This is a genomic window from Nostoc sp. 106C, from assembly GCF_002154725.1.
Lineage (GTDB): Bacteria > Cyanobacteriota > Cyanobacteriia > Cyanobacteriales > Nostocaceae > Aulosira.
The window spans coordinates 1-23706 of sequence record NZ_MTAW01000106.1 but is presented as its reverse complement, the minus strand read 5'-3'; the positions used below and the strand labels follow the sequence as shown (position 1 = coordinate 23706).

General features: G+C 41.8%; 21 protein-coding genes, 1 tRNA gene and 1 riboswitch. Of the genes, 14 read left to right on the top strand and 8 right to left on the bottom strand.

Annotation, left to right across the window (positions count from 1 at the left end; translation table 11 throughout):
• Nucleotides 1–179: 179 nt before the first annotated feature.
• A complete protein-coding gene (locus tag BV375_RS14460) occupies nt 180–590 on the bottom strand; it encodes a hypothetical protein (RefSeq protein WP_086761586.1) in 411 nt (136 codons plus the stop codon).
• 668 nt (nt 591–1258) lie between these two features.
• Between BV375_RS14460 and BV375_RS36875 the strand changes: the two genes are divergently transcribed.
• Entirely contained in the window at nt 1259–1444 is a 186-nt protein-coding gene (locus BV375_RS36875) for a hypothetical protein (RefSeq protein ID WP_166507448.1), read from the top strand.
• Between the two features lie 67 nt (nt 1445–1511).
• Entirely contained in the window at nt 1512–1730 is a 219-nt protein-coding gene (locus BV375_RS14455) for a DUF4327 family protein (protein WP_086686901.1), read from the top strand.
• A gap of 56 nt (nt 1731–1786) precedes the next feature.
• On the opposite strand, the gene BV375_RS14450 is transcribed toward BV375_RS14455, so the two are convergent.
• From BV375_RS14450 to BV375_RS14435, 4 genes are all read right to left on the bottom strand, one after another.
• The gene (locus BV375_RS14450; protein ID WP_086761584.1) at nt 1787–3037 is read right to left on the bottom strand and encodes an FHA domain-containing serine/threonine-protein kinase; all 1251 of its coding nucleotides are present in this window, start codon (nt 3035–3037) and stop codon (nt 1787–1789) included.
• A gap of 92 nt (nt 3038–3129) precedes the next feature.
• On the bottom strand, nt 3130–5091 hold the full coding sequence (locus tag BV375_RS14445; RefSeq protein WP_086761582.1) for a serine/threonine phosphatase: 1962 nt from the start codon (nt 5089–5091) through the stop codon (nt 3130–3132).
• Between the two features lie 360 nt (nt 5092–5451).
• Nucleotides 5452–7182, bottom strand: coding sequence for a PAS domain-containing sensor histidine kinase (locus BV375_RS14440; RefSeq protein WP_086761580.1), 1731 nt, complete (start codon nt 7180–7182; stop codon nt 5452–5454).
• 374 nt (nt 7183–7556) lie between these two features.
• The gene (locus tag BV375_RS14435; RefSeq protein WP_086761578.1) at nt 7557–8135 is read right to left on the bottom strand and encodes an rRNA large subunit pseudouridine synthase E; all 579 of its coding nucleotides are present in this window, start codon (nt 8133–8135) and stop codon (nt 7557–7559) included.
• Nucleotides 8136–8238: 103 nt separating this feature from the next.
• Between BV375_RS14435 and BV375_RS36870 the strand changes: the two genes are divergently transcribed.
• The 3 genes from BV375_RS36870 (at nt 8239) to BV375_RS14420 (ending at nt 11682) form a co-directional block, all read left to right on the top strand.
• The gene (locus BV375_RS36870; RefSeq protein ID WP_166507449.1) at nt 8239–8379 is read left to right on the top strand and encodes a hypothetical protein; all 141 of its coding nucleotides are present in this window, start codon (nt 8239–8241) and stop codon (nt 8377–8379) included.
• Between the two features lie 331 nt (nt 8380–8710).
• Nucleotides 8711–8807: riboswitch (TPP riboswitch) on the top strand.
• A gap of 6 nt (nt 8808–8813) precedes the next feature.
• Nucleotides 8814–10193: a phosphomethylpyrimidine synthase gene (thiC, locus tag BV375_RS14430; RefSeq protein WP_086761576.1), complete on the top strand. Its 1380-nt coding sequence runs from the start codon at nt 8814–8816 to the stop codon at nt 10191–10193.
• A gap of 784 nt (nt 10194–10977) precedes the next feature.
• The gene (locus BV375_RS14420) at nt 10978–11682 is read left to right on the top strand and encodes a DUF4058 family protein (RefSeq protein WP_086761572.1); all 705 of its coding nucleotides are present in this window, start codon (nt 10978–10980) and stop codon (nt 11680–11682) included.
• 75 nt (nt 11683–11757) lie between these two features.
• Here the strand turns inward: BV375_RS14420 and pyrE are convergent, their stop codons facing one another.
• A complete protein-coding gene (pyrE, locus tag BV375_RS14415; RefSeq protein WP_086761570.1) occupies nt 11758–12378 on the bottom strand; it encodes an orotate phosphoribosyltransferase in 621 nt (206 codons plus the stop codon).
• Between the two features lie 101 nt (nt 12379–12479).
• On the opposite strand from pyrE, the gene BV375_RS14410 reads away from it, so the two are divergent.
• Nucleotides 12480–12893 (top strand): hypothetical protein, encoded by a 414-nt coding sequence (locus BV375_RS14410; protein ID WP_086761567.1) that lies wholly within the window; start codon nt 12480–12482, stop codon nt 12891–12893.
• 261 nt (nt 12894–13154) lie between these two features.
• On the opposite strand, the gene BV375_RS14405 is transcribed toward BV375_RS14410, so the two are convergent.
• Nucleotides 13155–13227, bottom strand: a tRNA-Ile gene (locus BV375_RS14405).
• 346 nt (nt 13228–13573) lie between these two features.
• On the opposite strand from BV375_RS14405, the gene BV375_RS14400 reads away from it, so the two are divergent.
• Nucleotides 13574–14275: a hypothetical protein gene (locus BV375_RS14400; RefSeq protein WP_086761565.1), complete on the top strand. Its 702-nt coding sequence runs from the start codon at nt 13574–13576 to the stop codon at nt 14273–14275.
• Nucleotides 14276–14577: 302 nt separating this feature from the next.
• Complete coding sequence (locus tag BV375_RS14395) at nt 14578–15951, top strand: hemolysin family protein (RefSeq protein ID WP_208099122.1); 1374 nt, start codon at nt 14578–14580, stop codon at nt 15949–15951.
• A gap of 63 nt (nt 15952–16014) precedes the next feature.
• On the opposite strand, the gene queC is transcribed toward BV375_RS14395, so the two are convergent.
• On the bottom strand, nt 16015–16692 hold the full coding sequence (gene queC / locus BV375_RS14390; protein ID WP_086761563.1) for a 7-cyano-7-deazaguanine synthase QueC: 678 nt from the start codon (nt 16690–16692) through the stop codon (nt 16015–16017).
• Nucleotides 16693–17312: 620 nt separating this feature from the next.
• On the opposite strand from queC, the gene BV375_RS14385 reads away from it, so the two are divergent.
• The 6 genes from BV375_RS14385 to rdgB all read left to right on the top strand — a co-directional run bounded on the left by BV375_RS14385 (nt 17313) and on the right by rdgB (nt 23582).
• Nucleotides 17313–18395: a Gfo/Idh/MocA family oxidoreductase gene (locus BV375_RS14385; RefSeq protein ID WP_086761561.1), complete on the top strand. Its 1083-nt coding sequence runs from the start codon at nt 17313–17315 to the stop codon at nt 18393–18395.
• 236 nt (nt 18396–18631) lie between these two features.
• A complete protein-coding gene (locus BV375_RS14380) occupies nt 18632–19255 on the top strand; it encodes a DedA family protein (RefSeq protein ID WP_086761559.1) in 624 nt (207 codons plus the stop codon).
• 210 nt (nt 19256–19465) lie between these two features.
• Entirely contained in the window at nt 19466–20614 is a 1149-nt protein-coding gene (locus BV375_RS14375) for a ParM/StbA family protein (protein WP_086686890.1), read from the top strand.
• A 5-nt stretch (nt 20615–20619) separates the two neighbouring features.
• Entirely contained in the window at nt 20620–21111 is a 492-nt protein-coding gene (locus BV375_RS14370; RefSeq protein WP_086761557.1) for a plasmid segregation centromere-binding protein ParR, read from the top strand.
• A gap of 342 nt (nt 21112–21453) precedes the next feature.
• On the top strand, nt 21454–22890 hold the full coding sequence (locus tag BV375_RS14365; protein ID WP_086761555.1) for a phosphoglucomutase/phosphomannomutase family protein: 1437 nt from the start codon (nt 21454–21456) through the stop codon (nt 22888–22890).
• Nucleotides 22891–22997: 107 nt separating this feature from the next.
• On the top strand, nt 22998–23582 hold the full coding sequence (rdgB, locus tag BV375_RS14360) for an RdgB/HAM1 family non-canonical purine NTP pyrophosphatase (RefSeq protein ID WP_086761553.1): 585 nt from the start codon (nt 22998–23000) through the stop codon (nt 23580–23582).
• Nucleotides 23583–23706: the final 124 nt, after the last annotated feature.

The window sequence follows — 23706 nt, the reverse complement described above, 5'->3', positions numbered from 1 at the left end:
TCTTTTTTAGACAAGCTATATAGTGGGGTTTATGGCATTATATAATTATGTTTTTTCCAAAAGTGGATGCACCCTGTTGTGATTTTGGTCAACAGCAACCAAAAATCAAGGTTTCAGCCATGTACTTAGATGCTTTACTGTGTTCACTATGAGAGCAAATGGCTCTTTTAAAAGATCCTCTAAGGCTGGTTATTTGTCTGGGAATCGCTCTTGTTTTGTTCTTTCTTCAACCGCCCCAAGACAACTTTGTAATCTTGGCGTTCTGGGCGTAACTTTACTAACTTTTCTAAAGGTTGAATCGCACCCTGAGTATCTTTCAAATTTAGCCGCACATTTACCAACCCCTCCAACGCCACCTGATTCTCTGGTTCGCGTTGTAAAACCATCTCTAAACCTTTTGCCTGTTTTTCTAGTGAATTCTCTGGAGATCCAACTGCTACCTTCGGCGGATTCATAGCCTGTTGTATCGCCGGAACCGCTGAAAAGATGATGGAACCAAAAAATGATACAATTGATACTACTGTTAAAAACCTTTGTCGTCGTTCAATTTGCTTGCGACGGTTAATTAGGTATTTTTCGTCTGAACCCATACTTTATACACGTGCTTTAGTAAATATTTAGGTAGTAGCAACCCTCCCGTTATGAGGATACCCACTCCTTCACAGCAACTATCATCTTGCGGAGAAATATTTTACACAAAACTCAAAAGCAAACTCTGAAGGCTGATGGAGTTTTATGGTATGCCAATAAAGCACTCACCACTTTCAGCGGCGATCGCCTGAGGTAATCTTGGTTCACTTTCGGGTTGAGCCTTGTGAGCAAACACAGGAGGGCGTAAGTTGTGAGGTTTCCTAAGCTGCTCTGCCAGTTGTTACCCGTTACGAGCTTAACTGGTAAAGTCAAAAACGTTAAAGAAAACTAATTTACGAACAAAGTAATTTAATTGAAAAACGAAGTAATATTTTGTATATCTTCATCTACCTAAAGCACTATTTTTATTTCTGTTCAACACGTAAAATTAAATACCATAGATAATAGCTCTTAAATGCTAATATGAAATTTATATAAAGATTTGCAAGAAGATTGTTTAGTTTCAGATGTTTGCGATATTGTATATAAGATTCAAATACGGTAAATAATTAACTGTTAACTCACAAAACTCCCATAAACCCTTATTCTATGGGGTTTTCGCAATCTGCATACATTCCGTTTACTAAAACAAATACAGTTTTAATAGTCGTACCTACCATAGCTATAAATGCATTTATGGGGACGGCTAATTTTTGATTTTGGTATCTATGATGAATGTTCGATGGAATTAGGGTTTTGTGGTGGTAATTACCGTACAAAACCGAATTATCAACAACTTAGTAGAGTTAGTTATGGTATAGTTAAAAAGTTAAGACTAGCTTTGCCAAAATTACAACGCTCTACGCATCGGTAACATTTACAAAACGGAAAGCAGTTTTGATTAAGTATTTACTAAACAAAATCTGAATTGAATCGAGGTTATGACTCAGCAAGTAATTCACCCAATGGTGAAATTGCAGCGTAACGTGCAATCACTCGTAGAATCCAATATTATCAAGCCTAGTGATAGCATTTGGAAAATTGCTTTGCTCTATGGCAATGAATGGCAGCACTGGAAACAAGAACTGTTAGATTTTGGCTTTACTATGCAAGATCCTATCAGTGAATTGTTAGCAGTGGAAGCTTGGGATGAAGAATAAAGTGTGAACTATGAAGGATGAAATTTTTTAGCCTTCACAATTGCCCTGTTTCTTCATCAACAAGTAGCTAGTGCCGTAGCCAGTTCTTTTGCAGTCTGATAGCGATCGCGTGGCAATGGCTCTGTAACGCGATCGATAATCTCCCTTAATTTGGGAGTAATTGTAGGAACGCTAGCTACATCAAATCTAAAATGCCGCCCTCGTTGATGGTAAAACTTGAAAGGGTTTTCACCTGTAAGCAAAAAAATTAAAGTTGGACCAATGGCATATAAATCGGATTGAGTCAGTGGTTGTCCTCGTTCTTGTTCGGGAGCACAATAACCCTCTGCTCCAATCCGAGTGCCAGGTGCCGTACCAATTTCCTTAACTGCACCAAAATCTAGTACCACTATCTGATTATTAGAATTTCGCACCATCAGGTTAGCGGGTTTAATATCCCGATGAATCAGTGGTGGTTGCTGACTGTGGAGATAATCTAAAATATCGCAGGTTTGGATCATCCAAGCGATCGCCTGGCTTGGTATGACTGGCCCTGTAGTATATATACGTTTTTCTAAATCCTGACCGTGGACTAATTCCATTGCCAAGTATTTTTTGCCACCTTCGACAAAAAAGTCATAATATTTAGGAATCCCAGGATGGTGAAGGGATTTGAGAGTGTGCGCCTCCCGTTCAAACAATTCTTGCGCCTTGGCAATTTTCGCCATATCGGCATTCATCTGTTTTAACACCAGCAGTTGTGGATGCCCAGCAATCACACCTGCTGCATCCCATGCCAGATAGGTAGTACCCATGCCTCCTTGCCCCAAAGTTCGTAAAACTTGATACTGGTGAATTGTCTTTTGCACTGACAGAGGTTGGCCGCAATGGATGCAAAATAGATTTTTGGGGGAGTTCCCTTCATGGGTACAGGTAGAAGATGCAGGCGCAGAGGTTTTTTCCATTGAGCCTGGAATTTCCTTTTGCCACAACCAAGAATCTGGTGCTGTTACCTCTTGAATTTGAAATTTTATGATTGGGCCTCCCTGTGCTAATTGCAGCAGGGAATTATCTGGCAATTGGCTCTGAGTTACAAGGACGCCGTTGAGGAAAGTACCATTCGTGCCGTGGCTAATTATCTGCCACGAACTGCCCTTTTTGGCAGAACCAACGGGTTTAAGTTCTAAATGATAGCGGGAAACCAAACTATCATTTAACACAACGTGATTATCCGCCGCTCGTCCAATCTTAATTGCGGAGGAGTTCTCAAAATACCATTGTTTGAGTGGCGTTTTTTGTTGCGGTTCTAGCAGAGTCAGAGTAACCACAATACAAACTAAAAGGTAAAAGGATTAAGCAATTGAAATGGGGTATTAGGTATTAGAAAACTATTCTCTAGCTCCTAATTCTTAGTCCCCATTTATCTTTGACTGTCGAGATTTGGACGCACTTTCGCCCGGATCAAAATAGCAGTAATATTGTCATGACCATTGTATTGGTTTGCCAAATCAATTAAGTCTGTAACTCCGGCTTCTAGGTTAGTACCAGAGCCAAGCAAAGGCAGTAAATGTGTCTGCCAATGGCTTTCTAATAAATCATTATCCGATAAACCGTCCGAGACCAGTACAAAAAGAGTATCTTCATTAATCTCGAAAAACTCTACATCAGGATTAATTGAGTTTTCGTCACGCGGCCCTAAAGCTTGGGTAAGTTGGTAAGCATCAGGACGAGCATAAGCGATGCTGGCTTCTACTCCTCTAGTAATTTCTCGTTGACCGACTTCGTGATCGACTGTGATTTGTTCTAATCCACGCTTATGGCTTACGCAATACAGGCGGCTATCTCCCACATGAGCAACTGCGGCGTGGCTGTCCTGAATTAAGAGCATAACTAGGGTAGTACCCATGCGCCCAACACCAGAACGCGCATCTTTTTGATTAAGATCGTAAATTGCCTGATTTGCTAGATATACTGCTTCACGGATAGTCTCTTCTATTGGTAGTTGGTTGCCAATCCAATGTTCTTGAAAGTATTGCCGCAGAGTATTGACTGCCAACTCACTGGCTACCTCACCGCCAGCATGTCCCCCCATACCGTCGCAGAGAATATATAAGCCACGCGCTTGTAAAACTCTAGTTTTGGGTAACTCTAATTTTTTAATGTTGGTTTCAATGCCAAAGTAGTCTTCATTGTGATGACGTTGACGACCCACATCAGTATGCCCTGTATCTTGCAGGCTGCTGAGCTGCATTGGTAGGACCACTGTCGGCATATCATCATTTTTGGCGTTGAAATCTTCTAGCTCATCGAATTGCAGCATAGTTGGTGCAGTGGTGTACTGCTCCTGTGTTGGCGAAAAAGTTTCAATTGTGGGTGCTACTATTTCGCTAGACATTTCTTCCAAACGCGATCGCAATTGTGCGATCGTTTCAATCTTACCTAGTTCCAAATCTCCTAACATCTGGACTATAGAACCAAATTGAGTGCGTTGAGACTGTCTAAAGAGTGACTGCCAAACCCGTCCTAAAGCTTTAATTGTTAAAGCTTGTTTTTGTTCAGCAGATGGTTGATCTACCACATCTGCTGGTAAATCGGCAACAGACTGATGATTAAATGGTTCTGAATATAAGCGTCCTAGAGCCAGTGTTTGGTCTTCATCTAATAGCAAATTCGACACATCCAAAAGACTTTGACAACAATTTACTGGTTCTAGGACTCCCCATAATTGGGTCATCTGATAGCACCAATGTAAAAGTTGCAATGAACTTGTTGTGTTTTCCTGCCACAGGTCAAGTAAACGCGGCCAATTCGAGCGGTCTTGAATGAGTACAATCTGTAAATTACCTTGTTGCCATGCATCATGAATTGGCGGTACGCCTGGATGTCCCTGTGGTTGTAAGGCAATATAAGGTTTAGCAAGTTGGGGAATTCTACTTGCTTCCACTGATGGTGTTACTAGTCCCTTTTGACAATTTTCTAATATTGCCTCCAAAGGTGAGATTTGATATGGTTGGCAGTCTAAAACTTTAATACACACCTCAGTATTAGCGGCAAGTTCTTCTAGACTTGGTAGCGGCTCTAATAATTGATAGCGTTGCTCTTGGTCTAAATAAGAGCCTACTTCGAGATGAGAGTTAATAGGTGTAGCAGATAGAGAAGATATTGCTTCCTCATTTTCTCCATCGCCCCCAGTAGCTTGTTTGCCAATAATTGCCCACCACACTGTTCCGCAGTCTGTGCCACAGTTAGGACAACTTTGTGCGTTTAGAGGTACGGAGGTACTGCATTCAGGACAGACCTTCTGGGTCAGGGATGCACCACAGTTTTGGCAGAATTTATTAGTATTGGAGTTTTCAAATTTACACTGAGGGCAAATCAGCATAGTGGAAGTTCCTCATTCCCGTTCCAAGGTGCTTCTCGCCATCAAAAATCCAAAGTGCCACAACTGGCTACCCCTGCCTACAGTAGACCTAATAAAAATTGTGGTATCACTGGTGAATTTTGGTGGCAGTATTAATTGTGACGCATATTAGCTAAATATTTCAGATATCAGCAAGCCAATTTCTCCAAAAAGGGTAGGAGTGGCAGAGTAAAAGTATATCGTGTTTAGTTAAGGACTTATGATTAAGACCGTAGGCAGCATAGAAGCACAGGGGATAAAAGAGATAAACAATTCAAAATTAATAAATTTAATTAACTTTTGCTCTTTGACTCTTGACCCTTGAAGCTTTTTGAATTTCGTTCATAGCTCACTACTCAGTGGTAGTTGGATAGCAAAACAGGTAAGGTTTGACCCACTTTCAACCTCGATTGTTCCTCCTAAATGCTTGGTGAGTTTCTGTACTAATGCTAAACCTAATCCTGTACCGCCCTGTTTCCAGGGGTCGTTACTGGGAATGCGATAAAACTTATCAAAAATACGAGGTAATTCAAAGCTAGAAATTTCTACACCAGAATTGATCACTTGAAATTGGATATTGTGAGATTTTAATTGAGCAGAAATAGTGATTTCTGCATCTGGGGGGCTAAATTTACAAGCATTGGTCAGCAGTTCTATTAAAATGCGCTCAAGGCTGAATGGATCGCACGCTAGCAAGGGAAGATTAGCTGCTACACTGAGGCGCAACTTTTGCTGACAGGAGTTGCGGTTGCGTGCTTTAAAGACTTCTACTACCCGCCAGAGCCATTGCTGTACTTGAATAGTTTCTAGGACTAAAGGCTTCGCACCAGTATCCAACCTTTGCAAATCTAAGAAGTTACTAATTAAATTAATTTCGCGATCGCACTCATTATCTAAAATTTGATAATAGCGAGCTGCTTTCGAGCGTTCTGCTTGTGGCTTTGCCATTTCTGACAAAAAGTTTTGCTCTTGATTTAGTGTGATTCCCAGCATTTGAATCGCCATTTTCATATTAGTTAGTGGCGTGCGTAGTTCGTGAGAAACTGTGCTGAGAAATTCATCTTTGAGGCGATTTAGGCTCTCCATTTCCTCTAATTGTGCCTGCACAGCTTCTTGGCTATGTTTTAAAGCAACTTCTGCTAATTTACGCTCTGTAATATCTAGGCAGCATCCAATGTAACCAACAAATTTGCCATTGGGCGTAAATCTAGGAACACCAGTATCTAAAATCCAACGATATTCGCCATCATGACGCTTAAGCCGATATTCCATCTCAAATTTGCCTCTAGCATGAAAGGCAGAATCATAGATTTCTTGGCAAAATTCTTGGTCTTGTGGATGTACTCCCTCCAGCCAGCCTAACCCTTGCTGCTGCTCCATACCACGTCCAGTAAACTTTAACCAAGATTGATTAAAAAAAGTAAATAGTCCATCACATTCTGCCATCCATAACATTACTGGTGCGGTATTAGCCATAGAGTGAAAGCGTTGTTCACTTTCTCGTAAAGCATCTTCCGCCTGTTTATGAGCAGTAATGTCTTCTAAAACCATGAGAATCTGTGGTTTTTTTTGAGGACATGTATCAGTTGATTTAGCATCAACAAGATAGTTTTCACCGCCGTCAGGTAAGAACCGCGCCACAACTTTTACCCATAAAATCTTACTGGCGGGACAACCTAAACGAAATTCCCAATTGGCAATTTCACTATTAGATGAAGTCTTTAATAATTCTCTAAATACATCAACTAATCTTTGTTTCTCTGACTGTTCAAATAGGTTAAAAACCGATTTGTCAATCAACTCTTCTACGGTGTAGCCAAGACAGCTTGCACCACATTGATTTACAGACAAAATTATTCCTGTTGTATCCAAACTGAAATATACAGAAGGAATATTTTCATAAAGCCTACGATAGAACTTCAGTTCCTCTTGGGTACGATGTAGAGTTTCTGCTGTGCAAAGTTCTAAATCGCAGGCTCGTTCAGGCACAAGTTCCAAGCGTGCAGGTGTTGCAGACAAGATATCTTGTTTTTGACGAGTTTTCTGCCAGATCGATTGCTGATTGCGGCTCATAAGACTTAATAACTTGCACCCAAGGGCTGATATAGACAAGGGCAGGAATAAAAAAAGATTATTATACTGCTTTTAAATTGATTTTTGTCAAAGGTGCAAATAAAAACTTATGTAACAAAGAAAATACCTGTTTTGTCATTTGTGAATTTTTAGTTCAAATTAGTGGAACAATCTGTTTAGCAAAATACATTATTATGATTTTTTATTTAAGAATAAAAACTAATCTGTTATATGCAGGATGCAATTAATTAAAAGCAGCAGAATCTTGCTAAGTAATCTTTTAGAAAAGAATAAGCAATTTTACTTATTAAATAAGTAATTCATCGGGTATATATTAATGATGTTTTTGGTTAAGGCGCTATGACCTTAGTGAATTAACCCTGAAAAATTTCTAGTTCAGCGGAAGTAAGGTCACGCCACTCACCTGGCTGTAGACCATGTAATTGTAAGTGGGCGATACTTACCCTGATCAATCGCAGAGTCGGAAATCCTACAGCCGCCGTCATCCGTCGCACCTGGCGGTTTTTGCCTTCGGTTAAAGTAATTTCTAACCAAGCAGTAGGCACATTTTTCCGAAATCTAATAGGTGGATTGCGATCGCCTACTGGTGGTTCTTCTGGTAAGAGACCGACTTTTGCTGGACGAGTACGGTAATCTTGAATCTTTACACCTGTTTGCAACTTATTTATAGCATCTGCATCCGGAATTCGTTCTACCTGCACCCAGTAAGTACGTTCATGCCCAAATCGAGGATTGGCAAGACGATGTTGCAGTTGTCCATTGTTCGTCAACAGTAGTAACCCTTCACTATCCCAATCTAAACGACCTACAGGATAGACCTCAGCAACCGGAATATAGTCCTTCAGGGTACGGTGTTTGGACGTTTCCTGCGTAAACTGGCTGAGAACCCCATAAGGTTTGTGAAAAATAATATATCTATAGTTGGCAGTCATTGGTCAAGATCAAAGGTCAAGGGTTAAAAGGTAATAGACAATAGTCAAGGGAGAAGATTCATTAGTTATTTCCCGCTTATCCTCTTTGCCTACCCTACAGTCTATGATGCTAAGAACCCTGCCCCTACGGCTTTACAACAAGTATGAGTCAGGTTTCAAAAAGGCGATCGCCCTCTACTATCTAGTGGTTAGCAGCTTTTATTTGAGGAGTGGAACAAGTGCGATCGCATCTCCTACCAATTAGAAAAAACCCCGACCCGATAGTCGGGGCATATTGTGTAGGTTCAATGTATACCTGTATTTTTTCTAGCAATTAAAAATGAGGAAAAGATGAGGATCGCGAGCAGTCAAATATTTCCACTAAAATAAAAACTAAATCGGGTGATCGAGATAGTTTTCTAAATGTTATTTTTGCCACTGATCACCGTCTGCTGACAACTAATACGAAATTCTCCCGTCTTCAGTCGATGGATAAGTTACAAGACTCTGAAAAAACGGCTGTTACCGACAACCCCACTCACCTCAGGATTTGTTAACCCCCTTGCTCCCAGCCACAAGCAAGGTGGTACAATCTACATCCATGCTAGGGGTGCCTGAATAACTAGGCTGAGATCACACCCTTAACACCTGAGTCTGGGTAATACCAGCGGAGGGAAGCTGTTTATCGAGGAATTCAATATGCGGACAGAATGGGTTGCCAAGCGGCGTGGGCAGAGCAATGTAACTCAAATGCACTACGCGCGTCAGGGTGTCATCACTGAAGAAATGCACTACGTCGCCCAGCGGGAAAATCTCCCCGCAGATCTCATTCGTGAGGAAGTAGCGCGGGGACGGATGATTATCCCTGCTAACATTAATCACACCAACTTAGAGCCAATGGCCATTGGCATTGCCTCTAAATGCAAGGTAAATGCTAATATCGGTGCTTCACCCAACTCTTCTAATCTCCAAGAAGAAGTGGATAAGCTGAAACTAGCAGTAAAGTATGGTGCTGATACTGTGATGGACTTGTCCACAGGCGGCGGTAATTTAGATGAAATTCGTACCGCTATTATCAACGCCTCGCCTGTTCCTATTGGTACAGTGCCAGTTTACCAGGCTTTAGAAAGTGTTCACGGCACGATTGAAAAACTCACCCCTGAGGACTTTCTTCATGTCATCGAAAAACACGCCCAGCAAGGGGTAGACTATCAAACTATCCATGCGGGGATTTTACTAGAGCATTTGCCCTTGGTTAGAAGCCGCATCACCGGTATTGTCTCTCGTGGTGGTGGGATTTTGGCTAGGTGGATGTTACATCACCACAAGCAAAATCCTCTATACACCCATTTCCGGGACATCATTGAAATTTTCAAAAAGTACGATGTCTCCTTCAGCTTAGGAGATTCCCTGCGTCCTGGCTGTACCCATGATGCCTCAGATGCTGCACAATTAGCGGAATTGAAAACTCTCGGACAGCTAACTCGTAGAGCCTGGGAAGATAACGTACAGGTGATGGTAGAAGGCCCTGGACACGTACCAATGGATCAAATTGAGTTTAACGTCCGTAAACAGATGGAAGAGTGTTCGGAAGCACCTTTCTACGTACTTGGTCCATTGGTTACCGATATTGCTCCTGGTTATGACCACATTACCTCAGCTATTGGCGCGGCAATGGCTGGTTGGTATGGTACAGCAATGCTGTGCTATGTAACGCCCAAAGAACACTTAGGATTGCCTAATGCGGAAGATGTACGCAATGGATTAATAGCTTACAAAATAGCAGCACACGCAGCTGATATCGCTAGACATCGCCAAGGTGCTAGGGATAGAGATGATGAACTCTCCAAAGCCCGTTATAACTTTGATTGGAACCGTCAGTTTGAATTATCATTAGACCCGGAAAGAGCTAAAGAATACCACGACGAAACACTGCCGGCAGATATTTATAAAACTGCTGAGTTTTGTTCGATGTGTGGGCCTAAGTTCTGCCCAATGCAAACTAAAGTTGACGCTGATGCACTGACGGAACTAGAGAAGTTCTTGGCAAAAGATAAAGATGTTGTAACGCAAAGTTAATGAGATAGCTCTCAAACTAGAAGCCACTGCCTTAAATACAAAGCCCACCTACTCTTTGGAAATACCAAGACGAAAGTGGGCTAATTATATGCATCTTTAAAAACAGCGTTGCAAAACAAAAATATGAATTGAGTTTCGCGCAAAGGAAAATAGATAAAATCATTCCCTGTTTATACAATATCCAATTAATGATGTCGATTCTCGTAACTTCAACCTCTTACAAGATATTAAAAAGTAAAGGGTGGACAGAATACCACTCGCAAGACAGTAATAGCTTTAAATTATACTAAAAATTTTATTTATGTGATTGAGCAGCTTGTACATCTTTGTATATCCCATAACCGACTAAGCCTGCTGCTGCAACAACACCTGCTACGGGGAGTATCACAACTGTTGTAGTTGTAAATCCTAAGACACCTAAAATACCTGGTGCAGAGGAAGTGATAGTCGCTACTGCTAATGAACCTGTACCAGCAGCTCCAGCAGTAGCTGCAATAGTACCTAAAGCTTTTACATCATCTAAAATTTTATTATCCCCGTTTTGAATCGGATTTACTGAGCTACCCTGAAAGATAACAAAATTATTTTTAAAACTACATTTGTGCTTCTACTGAAATAGACAATTACTTTTCGGTTAAGCCACGGAAAGAAATTTGTAAAATTTTCAAAAAACTATACAATTACTTGTAATTAATACGAGTTTATTAATGTTGAGTAAATTTTGTGAAAGTTCGCACTTAGTTAAAACTGCGAGTAGTGCGATCACACTGCTAATGTAGAAACCATGATGCTGCAAGACCATTTTCGTCCACCACTCTCAGTTCGCCGTCATTGGCACGCATTTCATAACGCCTGGGCGACTTATATTGCATCTGATTTAAACTCTAAATTGCCTGATGGCTACTTTGCTGAACCAAATGTACAATTTGGCATTGAAATTGATATAGCAGCTTTTGAAGAGTCATGGCAAGAATCAAAAAATGCTAATAGTATTTGGATGCCTCCACCACCTGCCCAAACAATAACTTTTCTACCTACAGATGAAACAGTAGAAATAAATATTTTTAATACTGAGGCTGGCCCCATTTTAGCCGGGGCAATAGAATTAGTAAGTCCTGCAAATAAAGACCGTTCTACTCATCGCAATGCTTTTGTTTCTAAATGTGAAACCTATTTACGACAGGGTATTGGTTTGGTGATTGTTGACGTTGTAACTGAACGTAAGACAAGCCTCCACAATGAATTATTAACTCGTGTCGCAGAAACCAATGCATTGCTGTTTAACGCTGAACTTTATGCTACTGCTTATCGACCCATCCAGCAAAATGGGCAGTATAAACTAAATATTTGGCAAGAAAAACTGACTGTAGGCTGTATGCTACCAACTTTGCCATTGTGGCTGCATGGTGAAATCTGCTTACCAGTAGAATTAGATAGTATTTATGAGCGGACTTGCCGAGAACAGCGAATTACAATTCACACGGCTTAGTTATATATTCGCAGGTGAAATAATCAGGAATGCATACACCGTTCACCGAAGGTGTACGCATCCTTCATTACCTAACTATTTTTTTAATTCCCGATACCGCTTTTGAATGTCCTCAATCGAAAACAACGCTTCAAACTTTAATCCAGCAGATTGATATAACTCTGCGCCTCCTTGCAGGCGGTCTACTAGTGCAATTACTTGATCTACGGTATAACCTGCCTCTTGTAGACGATTAACTGCTTTGAGGGCAGATTGCCCGGTCGTGACTACATCTTCTAAAACTACAACTTTTGCACCTTCACTCAAGCTGGGCCCTTCAATATAAGCCCTCGTTCCATAACCTTTGGCTTCTTTGCGAATAATTAGCGCTGGAATCGGTCGGTTTTCATAAACAGAAACCACACTTACTGCGGTCACAATTGGGTCAGCACCTAGCGTTAAACCAGCTACCGCCTGGATATCAGCAGGTAATAAGGGAAATAGTAACCGTCCTACAGCTAAAGCGCCTTGGGGATGTAGTGTTACCTGTGTCTTGTTAACGTAATAAGAGCTACGTAACCCAGAGGAAAGAACAAAATCACCCTCTTGATAAGCGAGTTGACAAAATAAATCTAGTAACTTGTAACGCAGGGTGGACAAATCAGCAGTAGCTGCCCAAATATTTGATGAGTTGTGGGTTTCAGTAGAATAAGTCATTACAAGACGTTAAAAATTGTGCTACACCAAAGGTTGAACTCATCAGAGTTCTGAATTTAAGCATAAATTAAGATTCGCTCAAAAGTTGAGGAGTAATGAATATGGGTATAAACCTTAAAACCCTGAGTGTTTTCTGGGTAATGCTAGCTACTAGTGTTGCTTTTCCGTTGGTTGGTAATGCACAAACAGCAAAACCAAATTATGAAATGCCAAATGATGCCATTGAGCGTGCTTTTTTTCGACATGATCCCAATTTCTATGAAAATCGCAGTTTAAAACGTCAGCTAGACACTTTTCTTGGTGCTGGCTCGTTCTCAAATTCTTTCCCTGAAAATGAAATTGCCCGCGATGGTGAGTTGGTCAATGGTGTTTATCGGGATATGCTGACTCAGCAAGCTACTAACGATCCATATCTTCGCACCCCAGATTTACCTAATCCTTATGGTACATCTATACTGATGTCTCCCCGCGTCAATGCTGAGCAGATGAAAGTGGGCACTGAGTTCCGCTTTTAAAATTTACCACCACGTAAGAGTGCTGAGTGCTGAGTGCTGAGTACTGAGTATCGAGTGAGAATCTCACTCATTCATATAGTTTCGGTGAAAACACAGGTAAAACTTAGGCATGAAATCATAGCAGTTTTTATCTGAATTGAATAAACTACTCTAGTTTCTATTACTCAGTCCCTAAACCCTTTTCCTAGATTGTTTACACCCAACCGAGATCAGAATTATTAGTAACTCATGACTCAGCACTCACAACACAATCTTGGTAAATCCAGGGTGCAGGAGTTGAACCTGCCTTGGGCGAATTATGAGTTCGCTGCCTCAACCGCTCGGCCAACCCTGGTCGAATTTCAATTGTAGCTTGATTTTACTAGCTCGTGTACCCTCGAAGATAGTTTACCAGATTTTTTTACTAGATAATTTGATTATGAAATAGTCCAGACTAATATTGATTATGTTCTTATAAGCATTGAGGTTCACAAATTTTGGATTTTGGATTGACCCCACCGATAAACGGATGGGGCTTGAAGATGCGTAAATGCGAGGATTTTGGATTTGTTTCATACAAGGTTGAGTGAAGCATAAACCAAAAAAATCTAAAACCAGCAATCTAAAATCTAAAATTGACACGGTCAATAGCCTAAATACGTTTAAATAAACTAGCCTTATTCTGCAATAGCTGAAGAGCGATGAAATTAAATTCCACTGTACTTCTTACGTTAATTTTATTAACCCTAATGTTGGGAGCAGGGTCTGTCAGCGCGTTTTGGGGATTCACTTTAGGGAGTTCAGCACTCAAAGGCGTAACAACACCAGATGGCCGTCCCACGAGCAAATTTACCAGTAGTAAGTCCTCTAACTCACAACAAGGAAACTTAGCGCTATTAAGAGAAGAAGAAATCCTCAAAATTGTCAAGGCACGAATTGAGGGTAAGACCAAGGCCGCTAAATCCGAAAAGCTAGAGGAAGATGATGAGGATACCAACAGTAGTAAGCAAAAGCCTGAGGAAAAGCCTACAGAAGTAGCTGAGGAAAAACCCCAAAAAGGATTTCCCGTTACCGCTGAGAATAAGGGAGTAACTTTTTCTGTGCAATCTGCTCGCTATTCGGGTGGAGATTTACTACTGAAAGTGAAAATGCAGAATAAAGGCGCTGATTCTGTACGCTTCCTTTATAGTTTTTTGGATGTCACCGATGACAAAGGACGAACTCTCAGTGCTAGTACAGAGGGGTTACCAGCGGAATTACCAGCAAATGGCCCAACTTTTTCTGGTACAGTCAGTATTCCTACAGCTCTACTTGATGATGTCAAAAAGGTTTCTCTGGCGCTGACAGATTATCCTGCTCAACAACTGAAGTTGGAAGTGTCGAATATTCCTGTAGAAAAATAGGCAAGGCAATTGTCAAATGTGGGATTTGAGATTTTAGATTAGAACTGGAGATGGAAAAGCCAGTAATTTGAGCAGCTTCCTCTGTGAAGCAGAACTCGCAACGGAGTGCATCTTGTCGTTAAACATCGGCACTGCGAAGGCTCTCGCAGACAGTTTGCTCTCGTTAACAAACCCAGCTACGCAAATGCTTGGCGTGGTTGGGAACTGGGGACTGGGGAAAAATCGCAACCACCATTCCTAATTCCCGAATCCAAAATTGCAAATCCAAGAGTGGGTGCATAAGTCGTACACGAGCTTTAGCGGTGAGTGGTTTACCTAGCTTAATTTGGACAGATGTGGGGCTGCGATTGTTATCAGTGCTGCTACTGATTGCCATCAATGCTTTTTTTGTCACAGCTGAGTTCTCAATGGTGACAGTGCGGCGATCGCGTATCCATCAGTTAGTCCAAGCTGGTGACATTCCCGCGATCGCTGTGGAAATGTTGCAACGTAGTATTGACCGACTGCTATCTACCACCCAGTTAGGCATTACGCTCTCTAGTTTGGCACTGGGATGGATTGGTGAAAGCTCGATTGTCATGCTGGTGAATGCATGGTTAAAATCCTGGCCTTTACCTCAACAAATGAGTCTGTTTATCGCTCATTCCCTATCCATTCCCATCGCCTTTTTTTTGGTTGCTTATCTGCAAATCGTTTTAGGAGAACTTTGCCCTAAATCAGTAGCAATGCTGTACTCAGAACAGCTAGCAAGGTTTTTGGGACCTTCAGTAAAAGCGATCGTACGTTTTTTCAGCCCCTTCATCTGGATTCTTAACCAATCAAATCGTTGGCTGTTAAGACTGTTCGGCATCGAATACACCGGTCAAGGCTGGAGACCACCTGTCACTTCGGAAGAATTGCAGCTGATTATCTCTACAGAACGAGAATCAACTGGTTTACAGGTTTCAGAGCGAGAACTGCTAAATAACATCTTTGAATTCGGGGATGTGATGGCACAAGAAGTGATGATTCCCCGCACCAGCATTGTAGCGTTGCCTAAAGATGCTACCTTTCAGAGATTTCTTAAGGAAATGGCTGCTACTGGTCACTCCCGCTATCCCATTGTTGGAGAATCTTTAGACGACATCCGCGGCATAGTTTACTTTAAAGATTTGGCACAACCTTTGGCTGTAGGAAAGCTGACTTTAGAATCGCTGATTCAACCTTGGATGCGTCCGGCGCGCTTTGTCCCGGAACACACGCCCTTGAGTGAACTATTACCAATGATGCAGCAGGAAAAGCCAGCGATGGTAATGGTTGTGAATGAATTTGGCGGTATTGTGGGATTAGTGACGCTCCAAGATGTGATTGCCGAGATTATTGGTGACGCAGGTGTACTTGATAGCGCTGAAGACTTGCTGATCCAAATGTTAGATGAGCAGACATTTTTAGTACAAGCGCAAATCAACTTAGAAGACCTCAACGAAGTTTTGGATTTGAATTTGCCCTTGACGAAGGAATATCAGACATTAGGAGGCTTTCTGCTTTACCATCTCCAGAAACTTCCCGCCAAAGGTGAAACCTTCTTTTTTCAAAATCTGGAATTTACTGTCGTTTCAGTAATTGGACCCAGATTGCACCAAGTGCAACTACGACGCTTGCAAGCAGATACGGAAACGCAATCAGAAGGGCAATAGGTAAGAGTCAAGAATCATTAGTTATTTCTTCTCTCCTCTGCTTCCTTGCTTCCCTACCCCGCCCTAGTGAGCATAAGGTACAGGATCGTTTAATCCTAATTCTGCAAAAGCTGCTAGCCTTAGCCGACAAGAATCACAGGCACCACAGGCAACATCAGCACCAGCGTAACAAGACCAAGTAAGTTCCCAAGGAACACCTAGTTGATTACCCAGCTGAATAATTTCGGTTTTTTTCAGGTTAATCAAGGGCGCAACAATAGTAATGGGTTCTCCCTCTCGTCCTTGCTTGGTTCCTAACCGAAAAACTTCCTGCATCGCCTGGATATAGTCTGGGCGACAATCAGGATAACCCGAATAATCCAAGGCATTAACGCCGATATAGACACGTTCGGCTGCTATTGTTTCTGAGTAAGCGAGGGCAAAACTTAAAAAGATAGTATTTCGGGCAGGTACATAGGTTACAGGAATGTTTTGAGACATCTCATCCAAAGAACGCTCCTCCGGTAAATCAATTCCATCGTCTGTAAGTGCCGAACCACCCCATTGTCGTAAATCGAAATTCACTACTTGGTGTTTTACCACACCAGCTTTTTGCGCCACCAACAAGGCAGACTTTAACTCTCGCCGATGTCGTTGTCGGTAATCAAAGGAAAGGGCGTGACACTCATAGCCATCAGCTTTGGCTTGGTACAGAATTGTGGAAGAGTCTAATCCTCCAGACAACAGAATTACAGCTTTCATCGCGGGTTTAAATTTTGGATTTCTAATCGCTAAATTTTATTGCTAGAGCCTTTTTACCCCTGTTGGCGATCGCAGTTCTGATTACGCCTTAAACAGCTAAAGGTTAACATCTACACTAATGTGCTCTAAAAATTGCACGGCAGAATTTGCAAGTGTTGCGAATAATTATGTAAAAATTATTAAAGTGTATCAGTGAGGGTCATTATTAATAAATTCTTGCACTCTTTATTCAAATAAAGTCTCAGTATGGCATTTTTAGTTTTTTGTATTTTTACTAACAAAAAAATTATTAACTTCTAATTGTATCAATTCAGATATTAATCTAGATGATTAATTACCTAATTGCCACTCGGTAATTTACTCTTAAGTATTACTTAGATTTTTAAGTTAATAAAAAGACATATTAGATTTTGGATAAAGTGTAAAAAATTAATCAATGGCGAACTGACTATACAAAAGATACTCAGATTACGGGAACCCATAACAAACTTTGAAATTCTTCATAAATAGAACCTCTATGTTACCATCTGGATGGTTTTAGACGGATCGTAACTGGCAGTTAAGTATAAAGGCCAACGACCGTAGCGTCTCTAAATTTGGTGGTTGAGGAGAGAATAATAGTGCAAGATAGCATATCAGTGGCAGAACCAAATCTATATACACAGCGCAACCAACCACGACCAATTCGCATAGGCGTAATTGGGGTGGGTAACATGGGACAACATCACACCCGAGTCTTGAGTTCAATGAAAGATGTTGAACTGGTGGGTGTTTCAGATATTAACGTCGAGCGAGGATTAGAAACCGCTAGCAAATACAAGGTCAAATTTTTTGAAGACTATTGTGATTTGCTACCTCATGTGGAAGCAGTTTGCATTGCTGTTCCTACTCGCCTGCATTACGCCGTGGGCATCAACTGTCTGTTGGCGGGAATTCACGTTTTAATTGAAAAGCCAATTGCCGCTAGTATTTCTGAGGCAGAATCTCTAGTCAATGCCGCAGCTGAATCTCAGTGTATTCTCCAAGTAGGTCACATTGAGCGCTTCAATCCCGCATTCCGAGAACTGAGCAAAGTACTGAAAACTGAGGAATTGCTAGCGATAGAAGCTCATCGAATGAGTCCTTATTCAGACCGAGCAAACGATGTTTCTGTTGTGCTGGATTTAATGATCCACGACATTGACCTACTTCTGGAATTAGCTGCCTCCCCAGTAGTAAAGTTGACTGCAAGCGGCAGTCGGGCACTGGACTCTGGTTATTTAGATTACGTAACTGCCACCTTAGGATTTGCTAATGGGATTGTAGCTACTTTGACTGCCAGCAAAGTCACCCATAGAAAAATCCGCCGCATTGTAGCTCATTGTAAAAATTCATTTACTGAGGCAGATTTTCTCAAAAATGAGATTTTGATTCACCGACAAACTAATGCCAACTCTCTCAACGATCATCGGCAAATACTTTATCGTCAAGACGGTGTAATTGAGAAAGTCTATACCACTAATATTCAACCTCTGAGTGCAGAGTTAGAACATTTTGTCAACTGTGTCCACGGTGGCAATCAACCCTCAGTTGGTGGTGAACAAGCGCTGAAAGCTTTAAGATTAGCCAGTTTAATTGAGCAGATGGCTCTAGAAGATCGGGTTTGGAATCCATTAGACTGGCAATCAGAATCGAGAGTGCAATCATTAACCCCAACAGTCTAGACCAGCAGGGGGCATAAAGAAGACAAAAGTCAAAAGTAGTTTTCACTTTTGACTTTTGTTTTTTGTACCTACCTGTAATTTGTCAATTCGTCTTCTTCCATTTCTCAATAGAATTAATTGCCAATTTGAGTCCAATCACGTTATCTTGACTCAAACAAATACAGATAATTAACTTTTGACAAAGCTAAGGCTGAATTTAGCAACCAGACTGGTGTAGCAATTTCAGGAATGACTCAATGCTCGAATGGATAACTCATACCATTACAAAGTTTGACTACTGGGGAATTGCTCTACTGATGTTCCTGGAGAATCTCTTTCCCCCGATTCCTTCAGAATTGATCATGCCACTGGCAGGATTTACAGCAAGTCCATATCAGCCAGGAGGAGCAAAACTCAATATTTTTGGCGTATTTTTCGCCGGACTTTTGGGTTCTGTAGTAGGCGCACTCATCTGGTATTATCCAGGCAAGTTTTTGGGCGAAGAGCGCTTAAGAGCTTTGGCTGATAAATACGGCAAATGGCTAGCTATATCTAGCAAAGATATAACTAAAGCCACACGCTGGTTTGGCGTTAAAGGTAGGAAGGCAGTTCTCATTGGTCGCCTTGTCCCAGGAATCCGTACTTTAATTTCTGTACCTGCGGGCATCAGCAATCTGCCTTTGATACCATTTCTATTTTATACAACTTTGGGTAGCGCTGCTTGGGTATGTTTGCTAACATACTCAGGATACTTGTTGGGTAGTCAGTATGAACTTGTGGATAAGTACCTTGCTCCTGTATCAAAAATTTTGCTTGGGAGCCTGGTTCTGGCATTTGCTATTTGGGTGTTCAAACGCAAGCGTAAAAGCCCTAGAAAATGACATACACAGGCTTTTGGCGTCAAAATAGGTGTTAAATATACCTCATATTGGCCTACACTATCCCAAATAATGCTAGATTCGCGATCGCCTGACTTAATTTTTTGCGTATTTCTAGCTACACTTGACGCAGCCTGAAATTTCTGGTAATTCCCATTTTTGTAAGATTGAGCAGGATAACTTTTTACAGTTAAGTTAGGACTAGGAGCTTTTATGACAGACCAACCTTCCGCCGCCACCCCGATAAATGCCGCTGCTATACCCATGAATAGGGTGTCAGCGTCCACCCCAATCAATGCTACTACTACTCCCAAGCCAAGCACCTTTTCTGGTAAGGCTATTCTCAGCGTTGATTTAGGCAGAACTTCTACCAAGACTTGTGTCAGCCGCGAACCAAACAATGTGGTGTTTGTACCTGCAAACGTAAAGCAAATGTCAATAGAACAGGTACGTGGAGGTGTGTTTGAGGCTCGCGCTACCGATCCTTTAATGGATTTATGGCTGGAATATCAAGGTAGTGGCTACGCTGTCGGTCAGTTGGCAGCAGATTTTGGAGCTAATTTGGGAGTAGGTCAATCTAAGGTAGAGGATGCACTGGTAAAAGTGTTGGCAAGTGCCGGGTATTTTAAGCTCAAAGACGATATCTCGGTCGTACTAGGTCTGCCTTTCCTTTCTTTAGAGCAATTTGAAAAGGAAAAAGCGCAGTTGATCAGCCTGGTAAGTGGGCCTCATGTTTTAAACTTCCGCGGCGAATCCGTAACACTAAATGTCAGCAAAGTTTGGGTAATGCCAGAAGGCTACGGTAGTCTGCTCTGGTCAGAAGCTCAACCTCAAAAAGGTGCAACTGTTCCCGATTTTACAAAAATATCAGTTGCTATCGTTGATATTGGGCATCAAACCATCGATCTTTTGATGGTAGATAACTTCCGCTTCGCTCGAGGTGCTTCTAAGAGTGAAGATTTCGGGATGAATAAGTTTTATGAATTAGTAGCCGCTGAAATCGAGGGAGCTGATAGCCAATCTCTGGCATTGATTTCCGCTGTTAACAAACCTAAGGGCGAAAGATTTTATCGTCCCAAAGGTGCAAGTAAGCCTACAAATCTAGATGATTTTCTCCCCAATCTCACAGAGATGTTTTCTCGGGAAATTTGTAGTCGTGTACTAGCGTGGTTACCAGAGCGTGTGACTGATGTGATTATCACCGGCGGGGGGGGTCAATTCTTCTGGGAAGATGTACAACGTCTGCTGAAGGAGGCTAAAATTAACGCTTATTTAGCTGCACCTTCCCGTCAAGCTAACGCCTTGGGGCAGTATATTTATGGAGAGGCACAATTATCAGCCGTTCGCTCTTCTAGGGCTTAAAACTGATGTTCCAATGGTCAAAAAAAGTAGTGAAATCGGTCACGTTCAATCCAGGGGTTGCTGATGAAAGCTTGTTGGCTCTTGTAGAAAGCTATTTGGAGAAACAAGTCGATAAAACTTTCAGCGACCTCTGCAAAGAAGCTCTATGGCAGTCTTTATGTGTACCGGAATCAGTGAAACCTGGTCCGCAAACAGCATCAACAGAAGCGGTTGAACAACAAATCGGTAAACTGCAAAATCAACTGGCTGACCTTGAGGAACGGTTTTTTGCCAAGGAATCTCATCGTTTGGAGTCAATGGAACACCAGATACTGCAACTTACTCAACAAGTGGCTCATTTGGCTATTATGGTCGCTGAGCGGCCAGTAATTCAGTATCCACCTCCAGCAACATCAGTAGTAGAAACAGTCAATACCACGACTTATTCTGCACCTCCCCCTCCTCAAGAGGTTGACCCTGTGATTAGCCGACTTAGTCAGTTTCTCGATGATTTTTAAGGAACAGTCAGGGTGTTGAGCATCTTGTGTTCTTATATACAATCCTTAATAGTATTTTCTATTAAGGATTATTAATATTTGGATATGTCATAAGTTCCGTTATTTGATTTTGATAAATTCGCTCTCAGATCCGATCTTTCACATACTTTAAATAAAGCTGTGTTTTAAAGAAAGACGCGAGTACGATGAAGTAGTATTTGTACCTGGCTGAGCTAAAAAATAAATTCACTTACATTTATTTCAAAACTGCTAAGTAGCAATTGTACTTAGTCTAGCTATATTTTTTTACACAGCATACTGCATAAATGGTAGAATCCTCAGGTATAAATTTAGGATACCTCCATGCCAGTTGTAGCGAACTCCATCAAATTTGGTACAGACGGCTGGCGAGGTGTTATTGGTGATGAGTTCACCTTTGAACGCCTAGCCTTGGTTGCCGCAGTCGCAGCAAAAGTATTATATGATACTTATTTTTCTATTGTAGGTAGCAGGAAAATCGTTGTCGGTTACGATCGCCGATTTATGGCGGAAGACTTTGCCCTTGCTGTGGCCGATGCTGTCACTGCTGTTGGATTTGATGTGCTACTCAGTGAAAGCTATGCACCAACCCCAGCTTTTAGCTGGGCGGCGAAACAACTCAATGCTTTGGGGGCACTAGTAATTACCGCTAGCCATAATCCGGGTCCATATTTAGGATTAAAAGTCAAGGGATATTTTGGTGGATCGGTATCGCCTGAAGTTACCAAAGAAATAGAAGCGCTGTTGGGTGAAGGATTACCAGAGGCAACCACACCAGGCAAGTTGGAGAAGTTTGACCCTTGGCCCAGTTATACAGCAGGCCTAGAAGGTAAAGTTGATATTGCTAAAATTCGAGATGCTATAACCGCTGGCAAACTGACTGTGTTTGCTGATGTCATGCATGGGGCGGCGGCTGGTGGATTGGCAAGACTACTAGGCGATCGCGTCCGAGAAATCAACAGCGATCGCGACCCTTTATTTGGTGGTGGGGCGCCGGAACCCTTGCCTAAATATCTGTCGCAGCTATTTACAGTCATAAAAACTCACCGAGAAACAAATCAAACTGATTTAACGGTTGGGTTAGTCTTTGATGGAGACTGCGATCGCATTGCAGCCGTAGACGGAAAAGCCAACTTTTTAAGTTCGCAAGTCTTAATTCCGATATTAATTGACCATTTAACCTTAAGGCGCGGCTTTAGCGGTGAAATCGTCAAAACAGTCAGTGGTTCTGACTTAATTCCCCTTGTCGCAGCACTACATCACTTGTCAGTTTTTGAGACACCTGTTGGTTACAAATATATTGCCGACAGAATGTTAGCAGCAGAGGTCTTGTTGGGAGGCGAAGAGTCAGGAGGAATTGGCTATGGTAGCCATATTCCTGAACGAGACGCACTGCTATCGGCATTGTACGTGCTAGAAGCTATTGTGGAATCTGGAAGAGATTTAGGTGAATATTACCAGTACTTACAGCAGCAAACAGGTTTCAATTCAGCATACGATCGCATCGATCTGCCGCTAGCAAGTATGGAAGTGAGAGCGCGTCTTTTACAACAACTGCAAACCCAACCTTTAACGGAAATTGCTGGACAAGCTGTCATCGATTGCCAAACTATTGACGGCTACAAATTCCGCCTAGCTGATAACAGCTGGTTAATGATTCGTTTTAGCGGTACTGAACCTGTTTTACGCCTTTACTGCGAAGCCGCTACACTCGAGCGAGTACATCAAACTCTTGCGTGGGCGAAACATTGGGCAGAGTAAAATAAATCATAGTCGAAAGTCCAAAGTCAAGAGTTTATAGTCCAAAAACTATTGACCATTGACTCTTGACTCTTGACAAATGACCAATGACAAATGACCAATGACCAATGACTAAACTACTTGTAGTAGCTACAGGAAATCCAGGCAAGTTGCGAGAAATGCAAGCTTACCTGGCTAATTCTGGCTGGGAATTAACGCTGAAACCTGAAGAATTAGAAATTGAAGAGACAGGCGAGACATTTGCCGCCAACGCTTGTCTTAAAGCCTCTCAAATCGCGCAAGTCACAGGAAACTGGGCAATAGCAGATGATTCCGGCTTACAAGTAGATGCTTTAAATGGCGCACCAGGGGTGTATTCTGCTCGTTACGGCAAAACTGACTCAGAACGCATCGCTAGGGTATTGAACGAATTAGGTCCCGAAGTAAATCGACAAGCCCAATTTGTTTGTGTCGTAGCGATCGCTAGTCCTGATGGTGTGATTGTCCTCCAATCCGAAGGTATTTGTCGGGGCACAATTCTTCATGCACCTCGTGGTCATGGTGGTTTTGGCTACGACCCAATTTTTTACGTCCCGGAGAAACAATTGACTTTTGCTGAGATGACGCCACAGATGAAGAGGTCAATTAGCCATCGAGGTAAGGCTTTTACAGCTTTACTCCCGCAATTGGCAGTGCTGAGTCCGGAGTACTAAATTTTGAGTCAGGAGTAAGTTTTGAGTTAATCAGGGTGAAGAAATTATATGTCACCGTTTCTTCAAAACCTTAGAGGGTGACAAGGCAACTCTAAGCTATGCAGGACAAAAATTTGAGAAGATA